Origin of the sequence: Aeromonas sp. LsrichE-8G (genome assembly GCF_022869435.1) — a bacterium.
GTDB classification, from domain to species: domain Bacteria; phylum Pseudomonadota; class Gammaproteobacteria; order Enterobacterales; family Aeromonadaceae; genus Aeromonas; species Aeromonas caviae.
This window is the reverse complement of the sequence record NZ_JALIHH010000043.1, coordinates 41,231-65,123: the sequence shown is the minus strand read 5'-3', so window position 1 is coordinate 65,123 and position 23,893 is coordinate 41,231. Positions and strand designations below refer to the sequence as shown.

Below are 23,893 nucleotides of genomic sequence, written 5' to 3'. Positions count from 1 at the left end.
GTGCCAGCCTACCGGCCTGGGCCTGCTGCGGTCGATGACAAGGTCTACCAGGGCCGACCCTACCGGCGGCAGTAGTCGATGATCAGGTCCATAAATGCCTCACCGAAGCGCTCCAGCTTGCGGTGACCGACACCGTTGACCGCTAGCATTTCCTCCTCGGTCATCGGCATGAGCTGCGCCATCTCCACCAGAGTCGCATCGTTGAACACCACGTAGGGCGGCACCTCTTCATCCTCGGCGATCTGCTTGCGCAGGGCGCGCAGCTCCTTGAACAGCCGCTTGTCATAATTGGCGTTGTCGAGCAGGCCGTTGCGCTTCTCCTTGCGGCTGGAGATGGGCTGCAGGCGGGGTACCGCCAATTCCAGCTTCACCTCGCCGCGCAGCACGGGGCGGGCCGCTTCGGTCAACTGCAACACCAGATTGCGGGTGATGTTCTGGGTCAGCAATCCCTTGTGGATCAGCTGGCGGATGACGCTCATCCAGTATTCGTGGCTCTGATCCTTGCCGATGCCGTAGGTCGAGAGCTTGTCGTGACCGTGATCCTTGATGCGCTGGTTCAGCGACCCGCGCAGCACCTCCACCACATAACCCACCCCGAAATTCTGTCCCACCCGCCAGACACAGGAGAGCGCCTTCTGGGCATCTTCGGTGCCGTCATAACTCTGGGGTGGATCGAGGCAGATGTCGCAGTTGCCGCACGGCTTGTCGTTGTACTCGCCGAAGTAGTTGAGCAGCACCTGACGGCGGCAGGTCTGCGCCTCGGCAAAGGCCGCCATCACGTTGAGCTTGTACTGCTCCACCTGCAGCTGCTGGGGGTTTTCGATGTTGTCGAGCAGCCGGCGCACCCGCCCGATGTCGGCGGGATCGTAGAGCAGCAGCGCCTCGGCCGGAGTGCCGTCACGCCCGGCGCGGCCGGTTTCCTGATAGTAGGATTCGATGTTCTTCGGGATGTCGTAGTGCACCACGAAGCGCACGTTGGGCTTGTCGATGCCCATGCCGAACGCCACCGTCGCCACCACGATCTCGATGTCATCCTTGAGGAAGGCCTCCTGGGTCTGCTGACGCAGCTCCAGCGGCAGACCGGCATGATAGGGTGCCGCCTTGCAGCCGTGACGGGATAGCCGCTCGGCCACCTCCTCCACCCGATTGCGGCTGGAGCAGTAGACGATGCCGCAGTTGCCCTTCTGGCTCTGCACGTAGCGCAGCAGCTGCTCCGCCGCCTTGAACTTCTCCACCAGGCTGTAGCGGATATTGGGCCGATCGAAGCTGGCGGTGTGGATGAAGGGATCGTTCAGTTCCAGCCGGTGCAGCATGTCGCTGCGGGTCGCCTCGTCGGCGGTGGCGGTGAGCGCTACCACCGGCACCTGGGGGAACCACTGCTTGAGCCGTCCCAGCGCCGCGTATTCCGGCCGAAAATCGTGCCCCCACTGGGAGACGCAGTGCGCCTCGTCGATGGCGAACAGGCCGAGGGGCAGCTCCGCCAACCGGTCCATGAACTCGTGCTGCAGCAAACGCTCGGGGGAAACATAAACCAGCTTGATCTCGCCCCGGCGCATGGCGGCGAAGTTCTGGATCATCTCTTCCCGGCTCAGTGCCGAGTTGATGTAGACCGCCGCCACGCCGTTGGCGCGCAGGGTGTCGACCTGATCCTTCATCAGCGAGATGAGGGGGGAGACCACCACACCGAGCCCGGGTCGCAGCAGCGCCGGGATCTGGTAGCAAAGCGACTTGCCGCCGCCGGTGGGTTTGAGCACCAGGGCATCGCGCCCCGCCACTATCTGCTCGATGATCTCGAGCTGGCCCGGCCGAAACTGCTGATAGCCAAACACCGCCTGCAACAGGGCAAGGGGATTCTCTGGCTGAGGGTCAGGCAGGGTTTCGGCAATGACGGTCATGGGCTCTCCTTTGGGGTCGCCATTCTAAAGCAGCCGCCGCCCACAATAAACCTGCCATTGCGAGTGTTAAGGAAGTGTTGCAGACTGGCTGGAGTTTTTACTCGGCTTTGATGACAGGGCGGACTCAAGGAATGAAACAGATGCTCAAGAAGATGGCGCTCAGTGGCATAGCCAACCTGTTCGCCGAAAAGATGCCCTTCAACAAGCTGATCGGCATGCAAGTCACCCACTACGACTTCGATAAAGTGGAGCTGCGCATCAAGATGGAACAGAAGCTCATCGGCAACCCTTTCCACAACATACTGCACGGCGGCGTCACCGCCAGCCTGCTCGACGTGGCGGGCGGCATGATAGTCGCAGCCTCCTGCATCGACGAGCTGGAGAACTTCTCCCCCAGCTATCTCAAGGAGCGCTTCTCGCGGCTTGGCACCATCGATCTGCGGGTGGACTATCTTCGTCCCGGTCGCGGCAACGAGTTCATCGCCACCGCCCACATCATCCGGGCAGGCAGCAAGGTCGCGGTCGCCCGCATGGAGCTGCACAACGAAGAGGGCACCCACATCGCCTTCGGCACGGGCACCTACCTCGTCGGCTAATGGTTTTTATTGCATAAAAAGTGCGCTTCTAAGCTGATTTTAATCATTAGAATTCTTACCCCCTCCTCCGCTCAGGGTCCATACTGAAAGTCGGGATTCTGTGCAGAGGGAGGATTGCAGACGATGAGCGCGATACTGGCTACCCAACCATCCAGAGCCTTGCTGACACGACTTGAGGCCATGCGCGAAGAAGTGCAGACCCCAGAGTGCCGTCACTGGTTGGAACAGGAGCTGGAGGGGTATTCTCTCTGTTCACCCCTGCCCTGGTATCGCATCATTGCCTGTCGGCAACGCGGTCACTTCCTGAATCTGAAGACGGGAAAATATCTGACTTGCCATATCGGCAGCCAAACGCTAAGCCAACGCGACCTGGCCCAAGTTCAGTTCATCTATGCCCGTGAACCCGCCGCCCACTATTTACTGCGTCACGATTCCCATATCGAGCCCTGGCCGGAATCGCTGCTGGAAGCGTATCGAGAGCAGCTGATCCCTGGTCATCTCTGCCTGCAAGCCTGGCATGAGCCCGTGTCTTCGCTGCGTTCACAACTGATGGAGGGAATAGCACATTTCATTAGTGAGTACCCCAAGCATGCGGCCCTGCAAACCCAACACGGTTTCAAGGCATTGCGGCATCAACACTGGCATATCTGAATGAGCGCCTGGGGCGCAAGGAGGGCACCATCGACAAGACCCATAACGAGATTGTCACAATCTAGAGTGCCGGAGTCAGGATCAGACTCCACCAGTGGGGCCACCGAGCGGTGGCCCTTTTAGTTGGGCAGATGAGGGAGATCGGAGCAGTAGAAGCAATCGACAATGGAAATGTCAGCTTTGCTTCAACAAACCAAATGCGAAAAGGCCGCTCATTGAGCGGCCTTTTCAAATGTGGTCGGTGTGAGAGGATTCGAACCTCCGACCCCTTCGTCCCGAACGAAGTGCGCTACCAAGCTGCGCTACACACCGATGTCTGCGGGGCGAGAATTTACCGAAAGCCCCGACCCGACACAAGCCTTTTTTTGCATTCACTCTAAAAAAATGGCTTTACGCTCAATAATTCAGCGAGTCGCAGCAAAAATCGCCACAAGGTATCTTTCCGCCTGCCTTCAGTCCTGTCGAGGCAACCTGAACTCGGTCGGCCCCAGCAAACGCCGGCTCCAATCCGCCACCACACCATGTTCAAGCCAATGGGCCGCATGCTGGCGCCAGTTGGGAGAGAGCGCCGGGTTCTCCAGCAGCAGTTGCAGATCTTCCTCATTGCGGGCCTGGTTGAACAGGATGTCGGCGGTGCGCTTCACCGTCAGCTCAGGGTAGGGTCTGTCCACCAGTGTCAGCTCCCCCTGCGGATCCACCCTTCCCTCTTCCAGCACCCGCAGCAGCCAGCCACAGCGACCACTCAGCTGCATCACCTGGGAGAGCTGGCCATAGCCAAAGCGCTGGTTGAGCTTGAAACAGGGGGATCTGGGCTGGCTTATCTGGATCAGCGCCTCTCCAAGTCGATAAACATCGCCGATGCAGGCCTGCGCCTCCGTCAGCCCCGAACCAGAGAGATTCTCGCCAAAGGCGGCAGGCTGCCAGGGTGTGCGTGGTACAGGCAGTCCCAGCGCGGTTTGCCAGGTTTTCCACCAGGCGTAGTGCTCCGCAGGGTAATGGTGCAGGGCCCGATCCGGGCCGCCATGATGGCGTCTGTCGCTCTGCTCATCCCCGCGAAGGCCGAGGAAATCGCACCACAGAGGGGCGTTGGCAGGCTGCTTGTGGATGGCACTGATGAGGCCGGGGGCCTGCTCTGGGTTCAGTTCGGCGCTCTGGCCGATGAAGAGGGAGATCCGCATTCCATTCTCCTGACGGATGGGGGAATGCGGATCTTATCACGGGGCAAGTCAGGCAACTGCCTGCATCTGGGTGGTCATGGCGATTTCGGCACGGCGGCGTTTCTCCGCCCGGGCCATCAGATACCAGCTACCGAAGGTGAACAGGGATACCGACAGCAGGATCAGACTCGCGATAGCGTTGATCTCGGGCTTCACGCCGAGACGCACCGCCGAGAACACCTCCATCGGCAAGGTGGTCGAACCCGGGCCGGAGACGAAGCTCGCCAGCACCAGATCATCCAGCGACAGGGCGAACGACATCATGCCACCCGCCGCCAGCGACGGGGCGATCATCGGGATGGTGATCAGGAAGAACACCTTCCAGGGCTTGGCTCCCAGGTCCATGGCCGCCTCCTCGATGGAGAGATCCAGCTCCCGCAGCCGCGCCGACACCACTATCGCCACATAGGCGGTACAGAAGGTGGTATGTGCTATCCAGATGGTCAGCATGCCCCGCTCCGCGGGCCAACCCACCAGCTGGGCCATGGCCACGAACAGCAGCAGCAGGGAGAGACCGGTGATCACCTCGGGCATCACCAGCGGCGCCGTCACCATGCCGCCGAACAGGGTCCGGCCACGGAAGTGAGGGATCCGGGTCAGCACGAAGGCCGCCACTGTCCCCAGCGCCACCGCCGCGATGGCGGTGTAGAAGGCGATCTCCAGGGAGCGGAACACGGACCCGATCAACTGTTTGTTGTCGAGCAGGCCGAAGTACCACTTGAGCGACCAGCCTCCCCACACCGTCACCAGCTTGGAGGCGTTGAAGGAGTAGATGACCATGATGATCATGGGCAGGTAGATGAACAGCAGCCCCAGCCACAGCATCAGCTTGGCAAAACCGAAACGTCTCATGCCTTGCCCTCCAGCTCTTTGGCCTGGTTGCGGTTGAACAGGATGATGGGAATGATCAGCACCGCCAGCATCACCACCGCCAGGGCGGAGGCCACCGGCCAGTCACGGTTGTTGAAGAACTCCTGCCACAACACCTTGCCGATCATCAGGGTCTCCGGACCACCCAGCATCTCGGGGATGACGAACTCGCCCACCACCGGGATGAAGACCAGCATGCAACCGGCGATGATGCCGTTCTTGGAGAGTGGCACCGTGATCTGCCAGAACCGGGTCAGGTTGCGGGCACCCAGATCGGAGGCCGCCTCCAGCAGGCTCTGGTCGTGCTTGACCAGGTTGGCATAAAGCGGCAGCACCATGAACGGCAGGTAGGAGTAAACGATGCCGATATAGACCGCCAGGTTGGTATTGAGGATCTGCAGCGGTTCGTCGATCACCCCGATGCTCAGCAGGACGCTGTTGAGCAGGCCGTTGTTGCTGAGGATCCCCATCCAGGCGTAGACCCGGATCAGGATCGCCGTCCAGGTCGGCATCATGATGAGCAGCAGCAGAACGGTCTGGGTCTCCTTGTTGGCCCGCGAAATGGCGTAAGCCATGGGATAACCGATCAACAGGCAGAGCAGGGTGCTGACCAGGGCTATCTTGAGGGACCCCAGATAAGCCGCGATGTAGAGCTCATCCTCCTGCAGCAGCAGGTAGTTGCCCAGGTTGAGCAGTATGGTGAGCTGATTGTCTGCCCAGCTCACCACGTCCGTGTAGGGCGGGATAGCCACGTCCGCTTCGGCGAAGCTGATCTTCACGACGATGATGAAGGGCAGCAGGAAGAAGAGGAACAGCCAGAAGAAGGGGATGCCGATGACCAGCTGCCGCCCTCCCACCTGTTTGAGTCGTCTCAATGCCTTCATGATTGCAGCACCACGCCGCTGTCATCTTCCCAGTAGAGGAACACCTGGTCATCCCAGGTCGGCCGTTTGCCGTGGCGTTCGGCATTGGCGATGAAAGCCTGAACGATTTTGCCCGAGGGCAACTGGATGTGATACACGGAATGGCCGCCCAGATAGGCGATGTCATAAACCTCGCCCTTGGTCCAGTTGAAGTCCGGATGCTCGATCTCTTCCGGCTTTTGCAGGCTCATCAGCAGTTTTTCCGGACGCAGGGCATAGGTGACCTTCTTGTTCTCCGCCCGGGAGCTGATGCCGTGACCCACATAGATGGGCTGCTCCAGATCCGCACAGGCGATGATGGCGTGGTCCTGCTCATCCTCCACCAGCAGGCCGTCAAACAGGTTGACGTTGCCGATGAACTCGCACACCAGCCGGCTGGCCGGGGTTTCGTAGATGTCCATCGGGCTGCCGATCTGCTCGATGCAACCCAGGTGCATGATGGCGATCCGCTCGGCCATGGTCATGGCTTCTTCCTGATCGTGGGTCACCATGACGCAGGTCACGCCGACCCGCTCGATGATCTCGACCAGCTCGAGCTGCATGGTGGAGCGCAGCTTCTTGTCGAGCGCCCCCATGGGCTCGTCCAGCAGCAGCAGCTTGGGACGCTTGGCCAGGGAACGGGCCAGGGCCACCCGCTGACGCTGACCACCGGAGAGCTGGTGCGGCTTGCGGCGGGCGTACTGGGTCATCTGCACCAGCTTGAGCATCTCTTCCACCCGGGCATCGATCTCCGCCTTGGGCAGGCCATCCTGCTTGAGGCCGAAGGCGATGTTCTGGGCCACCGTCATGTGGGGGAACAGGGCGTAGGACTGGAACATCATGTTGATGGGGCGTTCATAGGGCGGCATGTCGGTAATGTCGACGCCGTCGAGGAACAGCCGTCCTTCCGTGGGTCGCTCGAACCCGGCCAGCATCCGCAGCAAGGTGGACTTGCCGGAGCCGGACCCACCCAGCAGGGCGAAGATCTCGCCCTTGTGGATGTTGAGAGACACGTTGTCGACCGCCAGCGTTTCGTCGAACTGCTTGCTTACCCTGTCTATTTTGACCAGCACTTCTTTACGCTGCTGGCTGCCCTCGAGGGCTTTCTTGTAGGCACTGGAGGCTATCGCCATTACCAAACTCCCAAAGGTGATTCCGGCCTGGGCCGATCCATCAATACAATCTGGCGCCCCGGGATGGGCGCCAAGGTTAGGTTCCGGATTTGATCTTGGTCCAACTCCGGGTGATCAGGCGCTGCACCGAGCGGGGATGTGCTTCCTGCACATACAGACGCTCAAGCACCGCCTGGGGGGGATAGACAGACTCATCCTCGCGAACGGCCTTGTCCATGAACTCTCCCGCCTTGATGTTCGGGTTCGCGTAACCCACATAGTCGCTCACCTTGGCGATGACCTGCGGTTCGAGAATGTAGTTGATCAGGGCGTGAGCCTCTTTCACGTTGGTGGCATCGGCCGGGATCGCCATCATGTCGAACCAAAGATTGCCACCCTCCTTGGGGATGCTGTAGGCAATCTTGATCCCCTTGCCCGCCTCCTCGGCCCGGGACGCCGCCTGCAGGATGTCGCCGGAGAAACCCGCCGCCACGCAGATGTTGCCGTTGGCGAGGTCACCTATGTACTTGGAGGAGTGGAAGTAGGCCACATAGGGGCGCACCTTGAGCAGCTGCTCTTCGGCCCGCTTGATGTCCGCCGGCTCATGGCCGTTGGGGTTAAGCCCCAGGTAGTTGAGGGCCGCCGGGATCATCTCGTCCGCCGAATCGAGGAAGGCTACGCCGCACTGGGAGAGCTTCTTCATGTTTTCCGGCTCGAAAATGGTCGCCCAGGAGTCAATCTTGTCGACACCCAGCACTTCCTTGATTTTCTCGACGTTGTAACCGATGCCGTTGGTGCCCCAGAGGTAGGGCACGGCGTACTGATGGCCCGGATCCACCTTCTCGAGCTGCTTGAGCAGCAAGGGGTCCAGGTTGCTCAGGTTTGGCAGCAGGGTGAGGTCCAGCTTCTGGAAAGCCCCCGCCTTGATCTGCTTGGCCAGGAAATTGTTGGAGGGCACGACCAGATCGTAGCCGGTGCGTCCGGTCAGCAGCTTGCCTTCCAGCGTCTCGTTGGAGTCAAACACGTCGTAGACGGTCTTGATCCCGGTCTTCTGCTGAAAGTCACTGAGGGTGGTCTCGCCGATATAATCGGACCAGTTGTAAAAATGAACCACAGGGGCTGCCTGGGTCAGATTTGCAAACCCCAGGGTCAGGGCCAGCGTTGCCATCTTGGTCATGTGCACTTATCAGTCCTCATTTGTGTGATTTTGCCAGTCGCGCATCCATACGCGCCGTCCAACCTGTCGGGTGGTCACCACCCTCCCGGCCGAACTGCGGACCGGGAGGGGTACTCGTCACTCTTACTTGCCTGACTTGATCTTGGTCCAGCTGCGGGTCATCAGACGCTGCACCTTGGCCGGCAGATCCGGGAAGGTGTAGATCTTCTTGAGGGTATCCGGCGTCGGGTAGATACCCGGGTCGGTACGGATCGCCTCGTCCACCAGCGGCGTGGCCGCCTTGTTGCCGTTCGGGAACTGCACCACGTTGGTAATGTTCGCGATCACGTCCGGCTTCATCAGGTAATTGATGAAGGTGTGGGCCGCCTCGACGTTCTTGGCATCCGCCGGGATGGCGATCATGTCGAAGAAGCTGCCTGCCCCCTCTTTCGGAATGGTGTAAGTCAGGCTGACACCGTTCTTGGCCTCGGCGGCACGCGCCTTGGACTGCTGCAGGTCACCGGAGTAACCCACTGCCACGCACAGGTTGCCGTTGGCCAGATCCGAAATGTACTTGGAGGAGTGGAAATAGGCGGTATAGGGACGGATGGAGAGGAACAACGCCTCTGCCTTCTTCAGCTCGTCCGGCTTCTGGCTGTCCGGCTTGAAGCCCAGGTATTGCAGGGCGGCCGGCAGCATTTCGGTCGGCGAGTCGAGGAAGGAGACACCGCACTCCTTCAGCTTGGCCATGTTCTCCGGCTTGAACACCAGATCCCAGGAGTCCACCGGGGCATCGGCCCCCAGCACGGCCTTCACCTTCTCGGCGTTGTAGGCATAGCCGATGGTGCCCCACAGGTAAGGGATGGAGTATTGGTTGCCCGGATCGCTCGGTTCGAGCGCCTTGAGCAGGTCGACGTCCAGGTTCTGCCAGTTGGAGAGTTTGGACTTGTCCAGCTTCTGGAAGACACCTGCCTTGATCTGCTTGGCCAGGAAGGGGTTGGACGGTACGACGATGTCATAGCCCGACTTGCCAGCCAGCAACTTGGCTTCCAGCACTTCATTGCTGTCGAACACGTCGTAGACCACCTTGATGCCCGTCTCCTTCTGGAAGTTTTCCAGCGTATCCGGCGCGATATAGTCGCTCCAGTTGTAGACGTGCAGCACCTTCTCGTCGGCCATCGCCCCGGTACTCATCATGACCAGCGCCACGGAAGCAGCCATCATTCCCTTTTTAAAAGACATAGTCCTTGTCTCCTAAGCAAATCGTATGCGTAAGCCAACCTGCCCGGTTCCCGCCTATTCCCGCAGCTTTGCAGCCGTCAGGTCCAGACTGAGCCTGGCCAGTTTGACCAATTCATCCACCTGTTCCTCGGTGATCACCAAGGGGGGCGATATGATCATGGTATCGCCGACAGCCCTCATCACCAAGCCATTGTTAAAACAGAACTCCCGACAGGTCATCCCGGCATGGAGCTCGGCCGGGAAGCGACGTTTCGTCTGCTTGTCCTGCACTATTTCCAGCGCGGCGACCAGGCCTTTTCCACGGGTTTCCCCCACCATCGGATGGTCCGCCAGCTCAGCCCAGCGGCGCTGCAAATAGGGGCCGATACTATCATGAACTCGCTTAACTATGCTCTCCCTTTGCATAAGCTGGATGTTGGCAATGGCCACGGCGCAGGCGACAGGATGGCCGGAATAGGTGAAGCCATGGTTGAACTCCCCCCCCTCTTCCACCAGCACCCTGGCTACCCTGTCCCCCACCATCACGGCGCCCATCGGCAGATAGCCGGAGGTAATGCCCTTGGCCAGGCACATGAGATCGGGTTTGATGCCAAAACCTTCACTGGCAAACCAGTGGCCGGTGCGGCCAAAGCCGCAGATCACCTCGTCGGCGATGAGCAGGATGCCGTAGTGGTCGCAGATGCGCTGGATCTCGGGCCAGTAGCTCTCGGGTGGAATGATGACCCCCCCCGCACCCTGGATAGGCTCGCCGATGAAGGCGGCTACCTTGTCCACCCCCAGTACCAGGATCTTCTCTTCCAGCTGGCGGGCACGGGCCAGACCGAACTCGTGGGCGCTCATGCCCTCTCCCTCACCGAAGTGATAGGGCTGGTCGATGTGTACTATGCCCGGAATGGGCAAGCCGCCCTGGGCGTGCATCCCCTTCATGCCCCCCAGACTGGCCCCCGCCACGGTGGAGCCGTGATAGGCGTTGTGGCGGCTGATGATCACCTGCTTGTCAGGTTGTCCCTTGCTGGCCCAGTAGTGGCGCACCATGCGCAGCACGGTGTCGTTGCACTCGGAACCCGAGCCGGTGAAGAAGACGTGGTTGAGGTGGGAAGGGGTGATCTCGGCCAGCAGGGTGGCCAGCTCGGCAGCAGGGGGGTGGCTGGTCTGGAAGAAGAGGTTGTAGTAGGGCAACTGCTGCATCTGGCGAGTGGCGGCATCCACCAGCTCCTGACGGCCGTAGCCCATGTTGACGCACCACAGGCCCGCCATCCCGTCCAGAATGCGCTTGCCTTCGGAGTCTTCCAGATAGACGCCTTCGGCCTTGGTGATGATGCGACTACCCTTCTTGTTCAGGGCCTGAAAATCGGTAAACGGATGCAGATGATGGCTGGCTTCCAGTTGCTGCCACTCACGGGTGGTGTGCTGCATTGCTTGCTCCTCGGTTCCTTCGATTCGGCGAATCTTGTCGCCATTCATGAGGGCACGGATGGCCTGCCCGGTCACTGCCATTCACGGGGCTGGCACTCTCTTGCCTGCTCGATGCCTTTCCATGGGGCGAACATCGTCGCCAGTTGATTGCAGGTGACGCCCCTCTCCATTGCGGGAGCGGGCCTCACCTATACTCGGTGCCTTCCGGGTCGCGGGCGCCGCCGCGAGGCGGGCCTTCGGCCCCTTGCTTGCGATATGACGGGGAGAGGCCTCGCCTCCCCCGGGGACAGATCAGACGTTCAGCAACAGGAATTCCCGTTCCCAGCGGCTGATCACGCCGAAATAGGTCTCGTACTCCTTGCGCTTGACGGCCACGAAAGCGCGGATGAAGCGCTCCCCCAGCATGTCCTTGATGGGTTCACACTGCTCCAGGTGGCTCAGCGATTCCTCCAGCGAGCGGGGCAGGCTGTAGGGCAGGTCATAGGCACTCGCCTTCATCTCCTGCATGGGTTCGAGCTTCTCCAGCATGCCGAGGTAGCCGCAGGCCAGGGTGGCGGCCAGAGCCAGATACGGATTGGCATCGGCCCCGGCGAAGCGGTTCTCGACCCGGCGTGCACTCGGTTCGGAGAAGGGGACCCGCAGGCCGCAGGTGCGGTTTTCCACCCCCCACTGCACGTTGCGCGGCGCACTCTCGCCAAAGGTGAGGCGGCGGTAGGAGTTGACGTTCGGCGCCAGCAGGGCGGTCACTGCCGGGGTGTATTTCTGCAGGCCGGCGATGAAATGCATGAACAGATCGGAGTTGCCCCCTTCGCTGGTACCAAACAGGTTGTTGCCATCCATGTCTTCCAGGCTCTGGTGGATGTGCATGGCGGAACCCGGTTCGTTGCTCATGGGCTTGGCCATGAAGGTGGCATAGATGCCGTGGCGATGGGCGGCCTCGCGCATGGTGCGCTTGAACAGAAACACCTGGTCGGCGAGATCGATGGCATCCCCGTGCAGGAAGTTGATCTCCATCTGGGCGGCGCCGGATTCGTGGATCAGGGTGTCCACCTCAAGCTCCTGGGCCTCGCAGTAGTCGTACATGTCCTCGAAGATGGGGTCGAATTCGTTCACCGCATCGATGCTGAACGACTGGCGGGCCGTTTCCGGGCGGCCGTTGCGACCCACCGGCGGCACCAACGGATAGTCGGGATCTTCGTTGCGGGTCACCAGGTAGAACTCCAGCTCCGGCGCCACCACCGGCTTCCAGCCCTGCTTCTCGTAGAATGACAGAACCCGGCGCAGCACGGAGCGGGGAGCGATGTCGATGAGCTTGCCGTTGACGTCAAAGCAGTCGTGGATCACCTGGGCGGTGGGCTCCAGCGCCCAGGGTACGAAACGAATAGTGTTGGGATCGGGATAGAGCTGCATGTCCCGCTCCAGCGGGTCTATCATGCTGTCGTCATCCGGGTACTCGCCGGTCACTGTCTGGGTGAAGATGACCTCGGGCAACCGCATGCCCCCCTCGCGCAGAAATTTGTTGGCTGGAATGATCTTGCCTCGGGCATTGCCGGTGAAATCCGGGAACAGGCACTCCACTTCCGTGATGCGATTGCTCTCCATCCAGCCCTTGATACTGTCCATGTTAAACCCCGACTCTACGGTTGTCATAGGCAAGGGTGTCTAATATAAGGAACACCCTTGTTAAGAAAATGTAATCGACAATACCATGAAAGCCCGCCATAAAGCCATTTGTCAAGCGGTGGTGTTTAAAAAACTATAAACAACGGCCTGTAAAATGACCAAGACGGCACCAAATACTAAACACTTTGTGTCACGATCAGCCCACTGCAAGCCGGATGCCAATAGCGAACAGCCGCTGCGCGATACTCAGTCAGCCCCTGTCGGAGAAGGCTCATTTCTTTGCAAGGGCGCACACTCCTTATCCAATTTTCTTTGCATGCCTGCATTTTTTTGGTACAAGGCCCGCCCTGATTTGCACTCTCCTGCCTGGATTTGGTGCAAATCGGGATACAAGGGCTTGGTCTGACGACAGACAGCCCCCATCAATGGGTAACATTGGGAAACTGACTGGTAGCAAACCGTATGTGTGATTTCATGACAGAAGACCAACTGACCTTTTACAAGGGCCAGATCGAGCGGCAGATCCTCGAGCTCGAAGAACGTCTCAACTCCCAGGCCAGCCAGGCTATCGCCACCGATACCAACGAGATGGCGGACGAGATCGATCGCGCCAGCGTCGAGGAGGCCCGCCGTCTGGAGCTGAACCGCATCGAGCACGACAAGCTGCATCTGCGCAAGCTGAAGGGGGCGCTCAAGCGCATCAACGAAGGGGATTTCGGCTACTGCGAATCCTGCGGCGACGAGATCTCCCTCAAGCGGCTGCAGGCGCGGCCCGAGTCCCGCTTCTGCGTCGAGTGCCAGAGCACCAAGGAATTTAACGATACCCACGTGTTCCGCCGCGTCGCCTGATGCGGCGAACAAGCCCGGCCTCGGTACGAGCCGGGCACAGGGCAAGCCATGCCCGAAGATGACGCGGCCGGGTGATCCCCGGCCCCTTTCACAGCAAGAGCGTGACAACTTCTGTTAGACTCCGGGCAAGTCCCGGATCCTACAGGAGATCAAAGCGTGAAATGGCTCATCAGGCTGTGCTTGTGCCTGCCATTGCTGGCACAAGCACAGACGCTCACCGTCAAGGTCCCCAGCCGACCGATCAACGATCTCGACAACGAATACCAGCTCAAGCTGCTGGAACTGGCGCTCAACCACGCCGGGCAGCCCTACAAGCTGGAGCGGGTCGACCTCAATCTCAACCAGTACAGCCTCCAGCAGGCGCTTGCCAAGGGCAAGGTCATCAATGTGTTCTGGATGGGTACCTCCAGCGCGCTGGAATCCTCCCTCACCGCAGTGCCAATCCCGCTGTTTCGTGGCCTGGAAGGGCTGCGCCTCTCCTTCATCCACGCCGATGCCCAGGAGCGGTTCAACCAGATCAACACCCTGGCAGACCTCAAGAAACTGAAAGCCGCACAGGGGGTGGGCTGGGCCGACAACAAGATCCTGGAACTGGCAGGCATTCCCACCTATGCCGGGCGCTACAGCAACCTGTTTCGCCTGATGAATGACGGCGACAAGCTGGACTTCTTCCCCCGTGGCCTGGTGGAAATCTTCGCCGAACGCAGCGAGCTGGCGGCACAATATCCCAACCTGGTGATCGATCAGCACCTGCTGATCCGCTACCCCTTCGCCGAGTTCTTCTTCGTCAGCCCGGAGTCGCCGAAGCTGGCCAAGGCGATCCAGACCGGCCTCGAGCGCGCCTATGCCGACGGCAGCTTCATGGCGTTCTTTCGGGAGAACCCCAAGATCCGCGAGGCCCTGGCCAGCGCGAATCTGGAGCAGAGAGTCACCATCGCCCTGCCCAATCCCGACATGACCCCCTTGCTCAAAAGCATTCCGGCCCAATATTGGGAGTATCCACCGTCGCAGGAGTAAACGGACACGATATCCGGCGTTGAGAATATCCACCGCTGCGAGCATGAACGGACACGGTATCCCGGCATTGGGAATATCCGCCGCCGGGAGCATGAACGGACACGGTATCCCGGCATTGGGAATATCCGCCGCCGGGAGCGTGATCAGCCGCGGGTCATCCCATCCGGTGGGCAGACGCACAGGAACGCGAGGTCGCCCGGCCTCAATACGCGCACCAGGGAGGTGCCATGAAACGACTGGATGACTGGTTTCGCGACTATGGCCAGAGCCATCAACACCCCGTCAATGTGGCCATCCACAAGGTGGCGGTGCCAGGCATCTACCTCTGCATCCTGGCACTGCTCTGGTGCCTGCCCGCAGGTCCCCTGCCAGCGTCCCTCAACTGGGCGGAGCTGGCGGCCATCCCGGTGCTGGTCTTCTACCTGCGGCTGTCGTTGACGATCTTTACGGGGATGACGGCCCTGACCGCCCTGGGACTGGCCTTCTGCCACGTCTGGCAGGGGCCGCTGCTGTGGCCTGCCCTCATCGGGTTCGTGCTGTTCTGGATAGCCCAGTTCGTCGGTCACCATATCGAGGGGAAACGCCCCTCCTTTCTCACCGACCTGCAATTTCTGCTGGTAGGCCCCGCCTGGGTGCTGGCCAGCCTCTATCGTCGTTTGGGCATCCCTTTCTGAGGGAGGCTAACAGGAGAGACCATGAGACATCTTCAGACCCTTGCTCGCACCCTGCCCCTGCTGCTGGGGGCACTGATGGCCGGCCCGGTGCTGGCCGACAAGGCCGATCCCGTCGGCGAGGTGAGCACCGCTTTCAAGCTGCTCGGACCCAACCACAAGATCCTGGTGGAGGCGTTCGACGACCCTAAAATCGCCGGTGTCGCCTGCTATCTGGCCCGCCCCAAGACCGGCGGCGTCAAGGGTGGACTCGGGCTGGCGGAAGATCCCTCCCACGCCTCCCTCTCCTGCCACCAGATCGGCCCCATCACCCTGCCCGCCAAGCTGAAGGCGGGGGAAGAGGTGTTTGATGTCAGCACCTCGCTGGTGTTCAAGGAGCAGAAGGTGGTGCGTTTTTACGACGAGAAGCGCAATGCCCTTGTCTATCTGACTTACAGCACCAAGTTGGTGGATGGTTCGTACAAGAGTGCAGTGAGTGCCGTCCCCATCATGCCCTGGGGTTGAAACAGCACCACTTATCCCGTGATGACGGTCACTATTTGTTGTAATTTAACCACATCATTATCTACGGAGAGCGCACCATGAGAGTCGCCGTTTTCAGTACCAAGAGCTACGACAAGGAACATTTCCACCAGGCCAACGCCCAGTACGGTTATGAACTGGAGTTCTTCGACGTGCGGCTGGAGGCCAAGACGGCCCGTCTCGCCCACGGCTTCCCCGTGGTCTGCCTGTTCGTCAACGATGATGCCGACCGCGAAGTGCTGACCGAGCTGGCGCAGTACGGCACCAGGGTCATCGCCCTGCGCTGCGCCGGTTACAACAACGTGGATCTGGCCGCCGCCAAGGAGCTGGGACTCAAGGTGGTGCGGGTGCCTGCCTACTCCCCCGAGGCCGTTGCCGAACATGCGGTGGGCCTGATGATGACCCTCAACCGCCGCATCCATAAGGCGTATCAGCGCACCCGGGACGCCAACTTCTCCCTGGAGGGGCTGGTCGGCTTCAACATGCATGGCCGCACCGCCGGCATCATAGGCACCGGCAAGATCGGCATCGCCACCTTGCGCATCCTCAAGGGGTTCGGCATGCGCCTGCTGGTGAGCGATCCCTATCCGAACCAGGCGGCCATCGATCTGGGTGCCGAGTACGTGGATCTCGATACTCTGTTCCGTCAGTCCGATGTCATCAGCCTGCACTGCCCCCTGTTCAAGGAGAACTATCACCTGCTGAACAAGGAGGCCTTCGCCAAGATGAAGGACGGGGTGATGATCATCAACACCAGCCGGGGCGGCTTGCTCGACTCCAACGCCGCCATCGAGGCCCTCAAGACCTCCCGCATCGGCGCCCTGGGACTGGACGTCTACGAGGAGGAGGAAGACCTCTTCTTCGAGGACAAGTCCAACGAGGTGATCACCGACGACGTCTTCCGCCGCCTGTCTGCCTGTCACAACGTGCTGTTCACCGGTCACCAGGCCTTCCTAACCCGGGAGGCGCTGCACGCCATCGCCGACACCACCCTCAGCAACATCCAGGCCATCGAGAGCCAGGGCCGCTCTGACAACGAAGTGGAGTGATCCCTGAGGCGTTGTCGCCACGCCATTGATCCCGCCGCCGGGTTGTGAGACCCGGCGGCATCGGGTAGGCTACCAGCCCTTTTTTGTACAGGAGTCTGGCCAGCATGTTCATCGGATTTGATTACGGTACCTCCAACTGTGCCGTCGCCGTGATGGAACAGGGCAGCCCCAGGCTGCTGACCCTCTCCGGTTCCCATTACCTTCCCTCCACCCTGCACGCCCCCCACCGGGACGCCATCGCCGGCCTCCTGGCCGAAGGCCTGGCCCCCGTCCAGCAGAGCGAATACCTCAAGCTGCGCGGTCCCGTGGTGACCCGGGCCCAGGCGGTGCGCCGCCAGATGCGCGAAGAGGGACTCATCGACGAGCTGAGCTTCGGCGGTGCGGCGCTGGCGCGCTATCTGGAAGAGCCGGACGAGGGCTACTACATCAAGTCCCCCAAATCCTTTCTCGGGGCCTATGGCCTCAAGGCTCCCCAAATCGCCCTGTTCGAGGACATCGTCTGCGCCATGATGCTGCACGTGCGCCGGGAGGCGGAGCAGCAGACGGGCAGCACCATCCGCCAGGCGGTGATCGGCCGACCGGTCAACTTCCAGGGACTGGCGGGGGAAGAGAGCAACCGCCAGGCCATCGCCATCCTGAGGGAGGCGGCACGCCTCGCCGGGTTCGAGCGGGTGGAGTTCCTCTATGAGCCGGTGGCCGCCGGCTTCGAGTTCGAAGCGCGCCTCACCGAGGATGCGGTGGTGCTGGTGGTGGACATCGGGGGCGGGACCACCGACTGCTCCGTACTGCGCATGGGCCCGAGCCACCGTGACCAGCTGGATCGCAGCGGCGATCTGCTCGGTCACAGCGGCCAGCGCATCGGGGGCAACGACTTCGACATCCGCCTGACCGTGGAGGGCATGATGCCGCTGCTCGGCATGCACGAGACCCTCAAGACCGGCAAGCCGCTGCCCCATCCCCTGTTCTGGGACGCCGCCGCCATCAATGACGTCAGTGCCCAGAGCCGTTTCTACAGCCTGGATACCGCCCGCCAGTTGCAGGATCTCCAGCTCGACAGCCAGCCCGGCAGCAAGCTCCCGCGCCTCGCCAGCCTGCGGGCCCACAAGCTGAGCCATCAACTGGTGTGGCGCGCCGAGCAGGGCAAGATCGCCCTCTCCGACCACGAGCACAATCACCAGACCCTGAACGAGCTGGAAAAAGGGCTGGAGGCGGCACTCACCCGCCCCCAGCTGGCCAGTGCTTCCGCCCCCTTGCTGGAGAAGATTGGCGAGCTGATGGACGAGGCTATCCTGGCGGCAGGCGTGCAGCCTGACCGGGTCTTCGTCACCGGCGGCAGTGCCCGCTCCCCCCTCATCAAGGCCTTCATCCAGCAGAAACTGCCCAAGGTACCGCTGGAGGGGGGTGATGACTTCGGTTCGGTGGCCTCGGGCCTCGCCCGCTATGCCGAGCGCCTGTTTGCGGACTGAGACGGCCAGGGGAGCCATGGGCAACCGGTAGACAGGTTCGCTCGGGGCGGATGTTGCCATTTGCCGACACCCCCTCTTCCCCCGGGGCGACAGAAGCGGTCGGGCTCCTCCCCCCTCACCCTGCCGCCCGGGCCCGGGGACGGGTATGCTTGTCATACCCACCACCGGAGCCCCTTCAATGCCCAGATACCTGCTACTGCTGCTCGCCCTGCTTCTGCTCAGCGCCTGCAGCAGTGCTCCCCGCTTTGCCTCGCAAGATCTGCAACACCATCACTGGGTGCTCGATCGGCTGGATGGCCAGGCCATCGCCAGCCGCCGCAGCAATCCCCCCGACATCGAGATCGGTGAACACTTCACCGTCAACGGCATCGCCGGTTGCAACCGCTACTTCGGCCAGGGTCACCTCAAGGGGAACAAGCTCTGGGTCACCAGCCTCGGCAGCACCGCCATGGCCTGCCCCCCCGAACTCGATCTGATAGAGCAGGCCGTGCTCGCCACCCTGACGGAGGGGGCCACACTGAGCGGTTCCACCCAGACCCTGATCCTCCAGGGAAAACGGCACCGTTTGGAATACAGGCTTCAAGACTGGGTGTACTAGGGCTCACAAAACCGCTCGCCAGCAGGAACAACTGGCCAGGCTGTGGCACAATATGAGGCATTGTTAGCAATGGAGGCTGCCTCAGCCATGTCGATGGATCGCCTGTTTGGCAAGATCAAGCAACTGCCCACAATTCCGAAACTGCTGCACGAGCTGATGCAGAGTTTCAACGACGAGAATGCCCGCATCGACGAGATCGCGGCCAAGATCGCCATGGACCAGGTGATCAGCGTCAAGGTACTGCGGATGGCCAACTCCGCTGCCCTGCGCCGTGGCAATGAAATCACCTCCATCGAACAGGCGGTGATCCGCCTCGGTTTCAACCGCCTGCGCTCCGTGGTGGTCGCCTCCGGCATCATCAGCAGCTTCAAGGCCCCTCCCGGCTTTGACAAGCTCCACTTCTGGACCCAGACCTTCCAGGTCGCCACCATTGCCCGCACCCTGGCACAGCAGACCACCTCGGTGGATCCCGAGACCGCCTTCACCTGCGCCCTCATTCACAACATTGGCGAGCTGCTGATCCAGAGCACCCTGCCGGAAGAGGCGGGGCTCATCAATCTGGCCATCGAGAAAGGCAGCAGCCGGGTCGATGCCCAGCGGGAGATGCTGGGTTACGACTATGCCCAGCTCGGCGCAGAGCTGGCGCGGCGCTGGAACCTGTCGCCCGCCTTCGTGGATGCCATCGACCAGCAGCTCGACCCCCTCTCCCACGATCCGGTCAGCAAGGAGGCCGTGCTCATCCGGCTCGCCGTCTTCGTCTCCTTCGCCTGGCAGGCCGGCGTACCGGCACAGGCCATCATCGCCCGTTTCCCCAGAACCCTGGCTGACCAGCTGGGGCTGGATCCCGCCAGCCTGGCGGATCAGCTGGAGCAGCTCCACGAGCAGGGCAACGCCCTTGCCGATTTGCTGACCCAGTAGATGTACGACGGCCGATCAGCAGGAGCCGGATCCCCGTCTCATTCTGGCGGATCAGCTCGAACAGCTGCACGAACAGGGCAACGCCCTGGCCGATTTGCTGACCCAATCGCGTCACGGCAGACCGCCCAGCCAAGCCGGAAGCACCGTCTCATTCTGGCCGGTTGTCACATACACACGCCCATGGACGGGATAAGATGGCCTGCGCCCATCCCCCATTCCTGAGCCTCTCTGACACAGTAGATACCATGACCCATCCCTTCCTGTTTCACCCCCAGGCGGCACCCTGGTTCAAAGAGAGTGCCGACACCCTGCAGCTCACCCTGTTCAGCGAGCTGGACGCCCCCATCCGCGAGGTGTGGCTGCGCCACGAGCCGGACAACGAGGAGTATCTGGTCGCCATGACGCCGGTCGCCACCCGGGACAGGCTTCAGGTCTGGCAGGTCGAACTGCCGCTGGCCAGGGGGCAGGAGATCCACCTCTACTGCTTCAAGTGCCTCACCGACGAGGAGCAGTGGTGGCTGCACGGGGCAGGCGTCAGTGCCGCCATGCCGCCGCGGGAGCAGCATTTCCGCTTCAACAGCCATCACCAGCCCCCGGCCTGGGTGCAGGATCAGGTGTTCTACCAGATCTTCCCCGACCGCTTCTGCAACGGCGACCCGTCGCTGAGCGTCAAGCATCACGAGTACGAGTACAGGGGCAAGGCGGTCATCAGCAAGGCCTGGGGCGAGCCGGTCAGCCGCCACGAAGAGGGGCACGGCGCCTGTGAATTCTACGGCGGGGATCTGGCGGGCATCGACGCCAAACTGCACTACCTGCAATCCCTGGGGGTGACGGCGCTCTACCTCAACCCTATCTTCGATTCGCCGAGCAACCACAAGTACGACACCCAGGACTACTTCAAGGTGGATGCGCACCTCGGTACCAATGCCCAGTTTGCCGAGCTGACCCGCAACCTGCACCAGCGCGGCATGAGGATCATCCTGGATGCGGTGGTCAACCACACCTCCACCGAGCACCCCTGGTTCTGCCCGCCGCTGGGCGCCCAGAGCAACCCGGACTCCCCCTGGCGCAGCTTCTACACCTTCGATCAAGAAGGGGATTATGTTAGCTGGAAAGGGATCCGCAGCCTGCCCAAGCTGGATTTCTCAAGTGAACAGGTGCAGGACGCCGTTTATCGGGCAGACAACGCCATTCTGCGCTACTGGATGCGTGCCCCCTATCAGATCGATGGCTGGCGCTTCGACGTCATCCACATGCTGGGGGAGCGGGGCACTGCCGAGGGCAATCGCGGCCATGTGCGCGCCATTCGCGGCGCGGTGAAGCAGGAGAATCCGGACGCCTACGTCCTCGGCGAGCACTTCTTCGAGGCGAGCCAGTGGCTGCAGGGGGATCAGGAGGACGGCGCGATGAACTACTACGGCTTCGCCCACCCCATCCGCGCCTTCCTGGCGGGGCAGGACATCGCCTATCACCCCATCAAGATCAGCGCCACCGAGCTGGATCACTGGCTCAAGCTGGCGCGGGCCCATATTCCGTTCAAGAACCAGCTGGCCCAGTTCAACCTGCTGGACAGCCACGACACCGCCCGCTTCCTGCACCTGCTGGGGGAAGACAAGCAGCGGATGCGACTCGCCGCCACCCTGCTCATCACCTACATCGGTGTGCCCTCGATCTACTACGGCGACGAGGTGGGGCTCTCCGGCGGCAACGACCCGGACTGCCGCCGCTGCTTCCCCTGGGATACCACCGACTGGGATCACGTGCTGCACGACCACTATCGCCGCCTGATCCAGCTGCGCCGCCAGCGCCCGGCCCTGCGTCGGGGAGACATCCAGACCCTCTACGCCGGCCCCCACAGCTATGTGTTCGCCCGTACCCTGCAAAGCGATCAGGTGGTGGTCGCCTGCAACCGCCACCCCACGGAGCCGCGCACCATCAGCCTGCCCCTGTGGCAGACCGCCAGCCCCGCCAGCCGCTTCACCGACGCCTTCAACGGCGACAAGTTCGAGGTGGTGCAGGGGGAGGTGCAGCTCACGATCCCGGCCAACTCCGCCAGGGTACTGCTGTCGAGCTAGGGATAGCGGCAATAGAAAACCGGCGCTCGGGGCGCCGGTTTTTATGCCTGCATCCCCCGAAGTGGCGGATGCTGCCTCATCGCTGTTTTTCGATCCGATAGCCCTACGCCGCCATGTGTGATGCGACGAATACATCAAACATCATCTCTTCATCAGTAGTTGATGCTGACATAGGGGACTTCGGTCACATCCCACGCCTGCTTGAGGTAGACGGTGAGCACGAAGAAGAAGTTGGCCAGCAGGTTGGCGAAGCGATAGAGGATGGGATCGAAGCGCACGCCGCTCTCTTCCAGGCGTACCAGCAGACGCACCACCTTCTTGCTGCCACAGCGGCACAGGTGCAGGGTGGGAATGGGCTGGGGCCCCTGGGGCAGCACGAAGCCGGTCACCCGGCCGCGACTCGCCTCGTTGTAGTGATCGTACCGTCCCTTCAGCCAGTCCAGATCCTCCTCGAAGATGCCGAGCCGTCCCCGCACCGAGCCGTTGAGGTTGTAGATGAGCCGCTGCAGGGTCGCCAGATCCGCCATCACGGGCTGGGTATCCTCATCCGGTATCAGATGAGAGAGCACGGCCCCCACCTGGCAGCAGAGCTCGTCGGTGGCGATCTCGTAGTCGCACTGGAACTGGGTTTCGAAGATGAAGGGGTAGCAGAGCTCGCGCTTGTCTCTTGGCTTCTTGGGGTTCATGGCATCGCCGGGCTGGGGAAAAGGGCAGTGTGCCAGCCCGGGGACGGGCTGGCAAACACCCTGCCCCCGCCAGCATCACGGGGGCGTCGCCAGACTAGCCGGTCGCCATCTGCTGGCCAAGCAGCCGCATGGCCTCCAGCATCCGCTGGTTGAAGCCCATGAAGCCTGCCCCCTGGGTCGCCCCGTCCTGACCCCGCGCCGCCAGCACGGTGGGCGTCAGCGCCTCCTGCTGGGAAGGGGCCAGCAGGGCATCGGCCTGCTGCTGCAACCGGCTGAGCCTCGGCAGGTAGTCCGCCAGGGGCTTGAGGCTCTCCTGCAGGGAACTGGCCCCCTGGTAGGTCTGACTCAACTTGGCCGATTGCTTGAGCTTGAGGGAGTAGGAGACCAGCTGGCTGTCATCCAGTTGCAGCCCGCTCAGCCCGTCCGCCAGGGTCTTGCCGTCGCCCCCCTTGAAGAACTGCCCGGCCAGCTCGTCCAGCCCCTTGACCAGGGTGCCGATGGCATCCATCTCGGCACTGTCGAGATCCCCCTCCAGGGAGAAGTCGAAGCTCTGGCTCGACTTGAGGCTGAACTGGCTGCCACCCCCATCGCTCTGGGACTTGAACTGCCAGCTGTCGCTGAAGCGCAGCATCACCTTGTCCCCGTCCCGGGTCTCGATCTCGAGGAGGGCCTGCTGGTGGCTGGCCATCCTGGCATCCCCCAGATCCGTGGTCGACACCTTGCCGAAGAACTCCTTCTCGAACTCGTCGAGCCCCTTCTGGATCATCTTGTAGCTCTGATCCATGCCGGTCTTGATGTCCTCGTTGTCCGCCCAGTCACCGAGCTGCTTCCTGGCGTCACCGAAGCCCTTGTCCACCCCCTTGCGGGCCTGCTCCATCATCTTGGTCAGGTCGTCGTCGGACTTGCCGTCCGCACGGGCCGCGCCTATCCGCCCGGTGACGAACTGCAACACGTTGTCCGCCACCGACTGGAAATCGAACAGGGTCTCCGGAGTAACCTCCTGGGGCTCCTGCACCTTGGGTGCCTTGTAGCCCTGGCCGTTGATCTCCAGCGCAAATTGCAGCGCCTGCTGGATCAGCACCTGGGCCCATTTCGGGGGCTTGTTCAGGGAGACCTCATCCCCCTTGTCCGCCGTCTTCGACTCCGTCTGTTGAGGCGATTTGGGAGCAATGCCCACTCCCTTGGGTTGGGCTGCGCCCATGCCATCAATTTGCATCATTACTCTCCCGCCTATAGTGGTGGATCGGTTATCGGCCCGACTGGCCACTTCTTGACCACAAAAAACTTGGACAATCCGCAACGGCCTTTTAAAATCCCCACCCTTTGGTTGGCTGCGGCCTTCCCCCGGTCTTTCCCCGGCTC

The 23,893-nt window shown here is 61.7% G+C and carries 22 protein-coding genes and 1 tRNA gene; 11 read left to right on the top strand and 12 right to left on the bottom strand.

Features of this window, described 5'->3' with window-relative positions:
• Positions 1-59: 59 nt before the first annotated feature.
• Positions 60-1,895, bottom strand: coding sequence for an ATP-dependent DNA helicase RecQ (gene recQ, locus MUW49_RS08815; protein WP_109111938.1), 1,836 nt, complete (start codon positions 1,893-1,895; stop codon positions 60-62).
• A 131-nt stretch (positions 1,896-2,026) separates the two neighbouring features.
• On the opposite strand from recQ, the gene MUW49_RS08810 reads away from it, so the two are divergent.
• A complete protein-coding gene (locus tag MUW49_RS08810; protein ID WP_069652393.1) occupies positions 2,027-2,491 on the top strand; it encodes a thioesterase family protein in 465 nt (154 codons plus the stop codon).
• Between the two features lie 123 nt (positions 2,492-2,614).
• On the top strand, positions 2,615-3,142 hold the full coding sequence (locus MUW49_RS08805) for a hypothetical protein (RefSeq protein WP_010676052.1): 528 nt from the start codon (positions 2,615-2,617) through the stop codon (positions 3,140-3,142).
• Between the two features lie 235 nt (positions 3,143-3,377).
• On the opposite strand, the gene MUW49_RS08800 is transcribed toward MUW49_RS08805, so the two are convergent.
• From MUW49_RS08800 to MUW49_RS08760, 9 genes are all read right to left on the bottom strand, one after another.
• A tRNA-Pro gene (locus MUW49_RS08800) sits at positions 3,378-3,454 on the bottom strand.
• A 140-nt stretch (positions 3,455-3,594) separates the two neighbouring features.
• Entirely contained in the window at positions 3,595-4,320 is a 726-nt protein-coding gene (locus MUW49_RS08795) for an MOSC domain-containing protein (RefSeq protein WP_043153442.1), read from the bottom strand.
• A 48-nt stretch (positions 4,321-4,368) separates the two neighbouring features.
• On the bottom strand, positions 4,369-5,211 hold the full coding sequence (locus MUW49_RS08790) for an ABC transporter permease subunit (protein WP_010676054.1): 843 nt from the start codon (positions 5,209-5,211) through the stop codon (positions 4,369-4,371).
• Entirely contained in the window at positions 5,208-6,113 is a 906-nt protein-coding gene (locus MUW49_RS08785) for an ABC transporter permease subunit (protein ID WP_244812629.1), read from the bottom strand. Before MUW49_RS08785 ends, MUW49_RS08790 begins: the two co-directional genes overlap by 4 nt.
• The gene (gene potA / locus MUW49_RS08780) at positions 6,110-7,264 is read right to left on the bottom strand and encodes a polyamine ABC transporter ATP-binding protein (RefSeq protein ID WP_010676056.1); all 1,155 of its coding nucleotides are present in this window, start codon (positions 7,262-7,264) and stop codon (positions 6,110-6,112) included. The genes MUW49_RS08785 and potA overlap by 4 nt, the downstream gene beginning before the upstream one ends.
• Before the next feature lie 76 nt (positions 7,265-7,340).
• Positions 7,341-8,426, bottom strand: coding sequence for a polyamine ABC transporter substrate-binding protein (locus MUW49_RS08775; RefSeq protein ID WP_270807018.1), 1,086 nt, complete (start codon positions 8,424-8,426; stop codon positions 7,341-7,343).
• 117 nt (positions 8,427-8,543) lie between these two features.
• Positions 8,544-9,641, bottom strand: coding sequence for a polyamine ABC transporter substrate-binding protein (locus MUW49_RS08770; RefSeq protein WP_029314872.1), 1,098 nt, complete (start codon positions 9,639-9,641; stop codon positions 8,544-8,546).
• Positions 9,642-9,695: 54 nt separating this feature from the next.
• Positions 9,696-11,057, bottom strand: a complete 1,362-nt coding sequence (locus MUW49_RS08765) for an aspartate aminotransferase family protein (RefSeq protein WP_244812627.1) — start codon at positions 11,055-11,057, stop codon at positions 9,696-9,698.
• 291 nt (positions 11,058-11,348) lie between these two features.
• The gene (locus MUW49_RS08760) at positions 11,349-12,680 is read right to left on the bottom strand and encodes a glutamine synthetase family protein (RefSeq protein ID WP_010676060.1); all 1,332 of its coding nucleotides are present in this window, start codon (positions 12,678-12,680) and stop codon (positions 11,349-11,351) included.
• A gap of 462 nt (positions 12,681-13,142) precedes the next feature.
• Between MUW49_RS08760 and MUW49_RS08755 the strand changes: the two genes are divergently transcribed.
• The 9 genes from MUW49_RS08755 (at position 13,143) to malZ (ending at position 21,845) form a co-directional block, all read left to right on the top strand.
• The gene (locus tag MUW49_RS08755; RefSeq protein ID WP_010676061.1) at positions 13,143-13,529 is read left to right on the top strand and encodes a TraR/DksA C4-type zinc finger protein; all 387 of its coding nucleotides are present in this window, start codon (positions 13,143-13,145) and stop codon (positions 13,527-13,529) included.
• Positions 13,530-13,685: 156 nt separating this feature from the next.
• On the top strand, positions 13,686-14,546 hold the full coding sequence (locus MUW49_RS08750) for a hypothetical protein (RefSeq protein ID WP_010676062.1): 861 nt from the start codon (positions 13,686-13,688) through the stop codon (positions 14,544-14,546).
• Between the two features lie 227 nt (positions 14,547-14,773).
• Complete coding sequence (locus MUW49_RS08745; protein ID WP_043153437.1) at positions 14,774-15,220, top strand: Mpo1-like protein; 447 nt, start codon at positions 14,774-14,776, stop codon at positions 15,218-15,220.
• Between the two features lie 21 nt (positions 15,221-15,241).
• Positions 15,242-15,721: a CreA family protein gene (locus MUW49_RS08740; protein ID WP_041214236.1), complete on the top strand. Its 480-nt coding sequence runs from the start codon at positions 15,242-15,244 to the stop codon at positions 15,719-15,721.
• Positions 15,722-15,798: 77 nt separating this feature from the next.
• Complete coding sequence (locus tag MUW49_RS08735) at positions 15,799-16,788, top strand: 2-hydroxyacid dehydrogenase (protein ID WP_052815787.1); 990 nt, start codon at positions 15,799-15,801, stop codon at positions 16,786-16,788.
• 104 nt (positions 16,789-16,892) lie between these two features.
• Positions 16,893-18,254, top strand: a complete 1,362-nt coding sequence (gene yegD, locus MUW49_RS08730; RefSeq protein WP_039039669.1) for a molecular chaperone — start codon at positions 16,893-16,895, stop codon at positions 18,252-18,254.
• 178 nt (positions 18,255-18,432) lie between these two features.
• Positions 18,433-18,852 carry an META domain-containing protein gene (locus MUW49_RS08725; RefSeq protein WP_010676067.1) on the top strand — a complete coding sequence of 140 codons (420 nt, stop codon included), beginning with the start codon at positions 18,433-18,435 and terminating at the stop codon, positions 18,850-18,852.
• Between the two features lie 69 nt (positions 18,853-18,921).
• On the top strand, positions 18,922-19,770 hold the full coding sequence (locus MUW49_RS08720; RefSeq protein WP_113977665.1) for an HDOD domain-containing protein: 849 nt from the start codon (positions 18,922-18,924) through the stop codon (positions 19,768-19,770).
• 245 nt (positions 19,771-20,015) lie between these two features.
• Positions 20,016-21,845, top strand: coding sequence for a maltodextrin glucosidase (malZ, locus tag MUW49_RS08715; protein ID WP_029314873.1), 1,830 nt, complete (start codon positions 20,016-20,018; stop codon positions 21,843-21,845).
• 152 nt (positions 21,846-21,997) lie between these two features.
• On the opposite strand, the gene MUW49_RS08710 is transcribed toward malZ, so the two are convergent.
• Together MUW49_RS08710 and MUW49_RS08705 are read right to left on the bottom strand one after the other, a co-directional pair.
• Entirely contained in the window at positions 21,998-22,531 is a 534-nt protein-coding gene (locus tag MUW49_RS08710) for an ATP--cob(I)alamin adenosyltransferase (RefSeq protein ID WP_104452114.1), read from the bottom strand.
• Positions 22,532-22,625: 94 nt separating this feature from the next.
• The gene (locus MUW49_RS08705; RefSeq protein WP_161469590.1) at positions 22,626-23,747 is read right to left on the bottom strand and encodes a DUF5610 domain-containing protein; all 1,122 of its coding nucleotides are present in this window, start codon (positions 23,745-23,747) and stop codon (positions 22,626-22,628) included.
• Positions 23,748-23,893: the final 146 nt, after the last annotated feature.

Bases quoted from the DNA above. Each gene is read 5' to 3' on its own strand.
- recQ (WP_109111938.1), bottom strand. From the start codon at position 1,895: ATGACCGTCATTGCCGAAACCCTGCCTGACCCTCAGCCAGAGAATCCC.
- MUW49_RS08810 (WP_069652393.1), top strand. From the start codon at position 2,027: ATGAAACAGATGCTCAAGAAGATGGCGCTCAGTGGCATAGCCAACCTG.
- MUW49_RS08805 (WP_010676052.1), top strand. From the start codon at position 2,615: ATGAGCGCGATACTGGCTACCCAACCATCCAGAGCCTTGCTGACACGA.
- MUW49_RS08795 (WP_043153442.1), bottom strand. From the start codon at position 4,320: ATGCGGATCTCCCTCTTCATCGGCCAGAGCGCCGAACTGAACCCAGAG.
- MUW49_RS08790 (WP_010676054.1), bottom strand. From the start codon at position 5,211: ATGAGACGTTTCGGTTTTGCCAAGCTGATGCTGTGGCTGGGGCTGCTG.
- MUW49_RS08785 (WP_244812629.1), bottom strand. From the start codon at position 6,113: ATGAAGGCATTGAGACGACTCAAACAGGTGGGAGGGCGGCAGCTGGTC.
- potA (WP_010676056.1), bottom strand. From the start codon at position 7,264: ATGGCGATAGCCTCCAGTGCCTACAAGAAAGCCCTCGAGGGCAGCCAG.
- MUW49_RS08770 (WP_029314872.1), bottom strand. From the start codon at position 9,641: ATGTCTTTTAAAAAGGGAATGATGGCTGCTTCCGTGGCGCTGGTCATG.
- MUW49_RS08765 (WP_244812627.1), bottom strand. From the start codon at position 11,057: ATGCAGCACACCACCCGTGAGTGGCAGCAACTGGAAGCCAGCCATCAT.
- MUW49_RS08760 (WP_010676060.1), bottom strand. From the start codon at position 12,680: ATGGACAGTATCAAGGGCTGGATGGAGAGCAATCGCATCACGGAAGTG.
- MUW49_RS08755 (WP_010676061.1), top strand. From the start codon at position 13,143: ATGTGTGATTTCATGACAGAAGACCAACTGACCTTTTACAAGGGCCAG.
- MUW49_RS08745 (WP_043153437.1), top strand. From the start codon at position 14,774: ATGAAACGACTGGATGACTGGTTTCGCGACTATGGCCAGAGCCATCAA.
- MUW49_RS08740 (WP_041214236.1), top strand. From the start codon at position 15,242: ATGAGACATCTTCAGACCCTTGCTCGCACCCTGCCCCTGCTGCTGGGG.
- MUW49_RS08735 (WP_052815787.1), top strand. From the start codon at position 15,799: ATGAGAGTCGCCGTTTTCAGTACCAAGAGCTACGACAAGGAACATTTC.
- yegD (WP_039039669.1), top strand. From the start codon at position 16,893: ATGTTCATCGGATTTGATTACGGTACCTCCAACTGTGCCGTCGCCGTG.
- MUW49_RS08725 (WP_010676067.1), top strand. From the start codon at position 18,433: ATGCCCAGATACCTGCTACTGCTGCTCGCCCTGCTTCTGCTCAGCGCC.
- MUW49_RS08720 (WP_113977665.1), top strand. From the start codon at position 18,922: ATGGAGGCTGCCTCAGCCATGTCGATGGATCGCCTGTTTGGCAAGATC.
- malZ (WP_029314873.1), top strand. From the start codon at position 20,016: ATGACCCATCCCTTCCTGTTTCACCCCCAGGCGGCACCCTGGTTCAAA.
- MUW49_RS08710 (WP_104452114.1), bottom strand. From the start codon at position 22,531: ATGAACCCCAAGAAGCCAAGAGACAAGCGCGAGCTCTGCTACCCCTTC.
- MUW49_RS08705 (WP_161469590.1), bottom strand. From the start codon at position 23,747: ATGCAAATTGATGGCATGGGCGCAGCCCAACCCAAGGGAGTGGGCATT.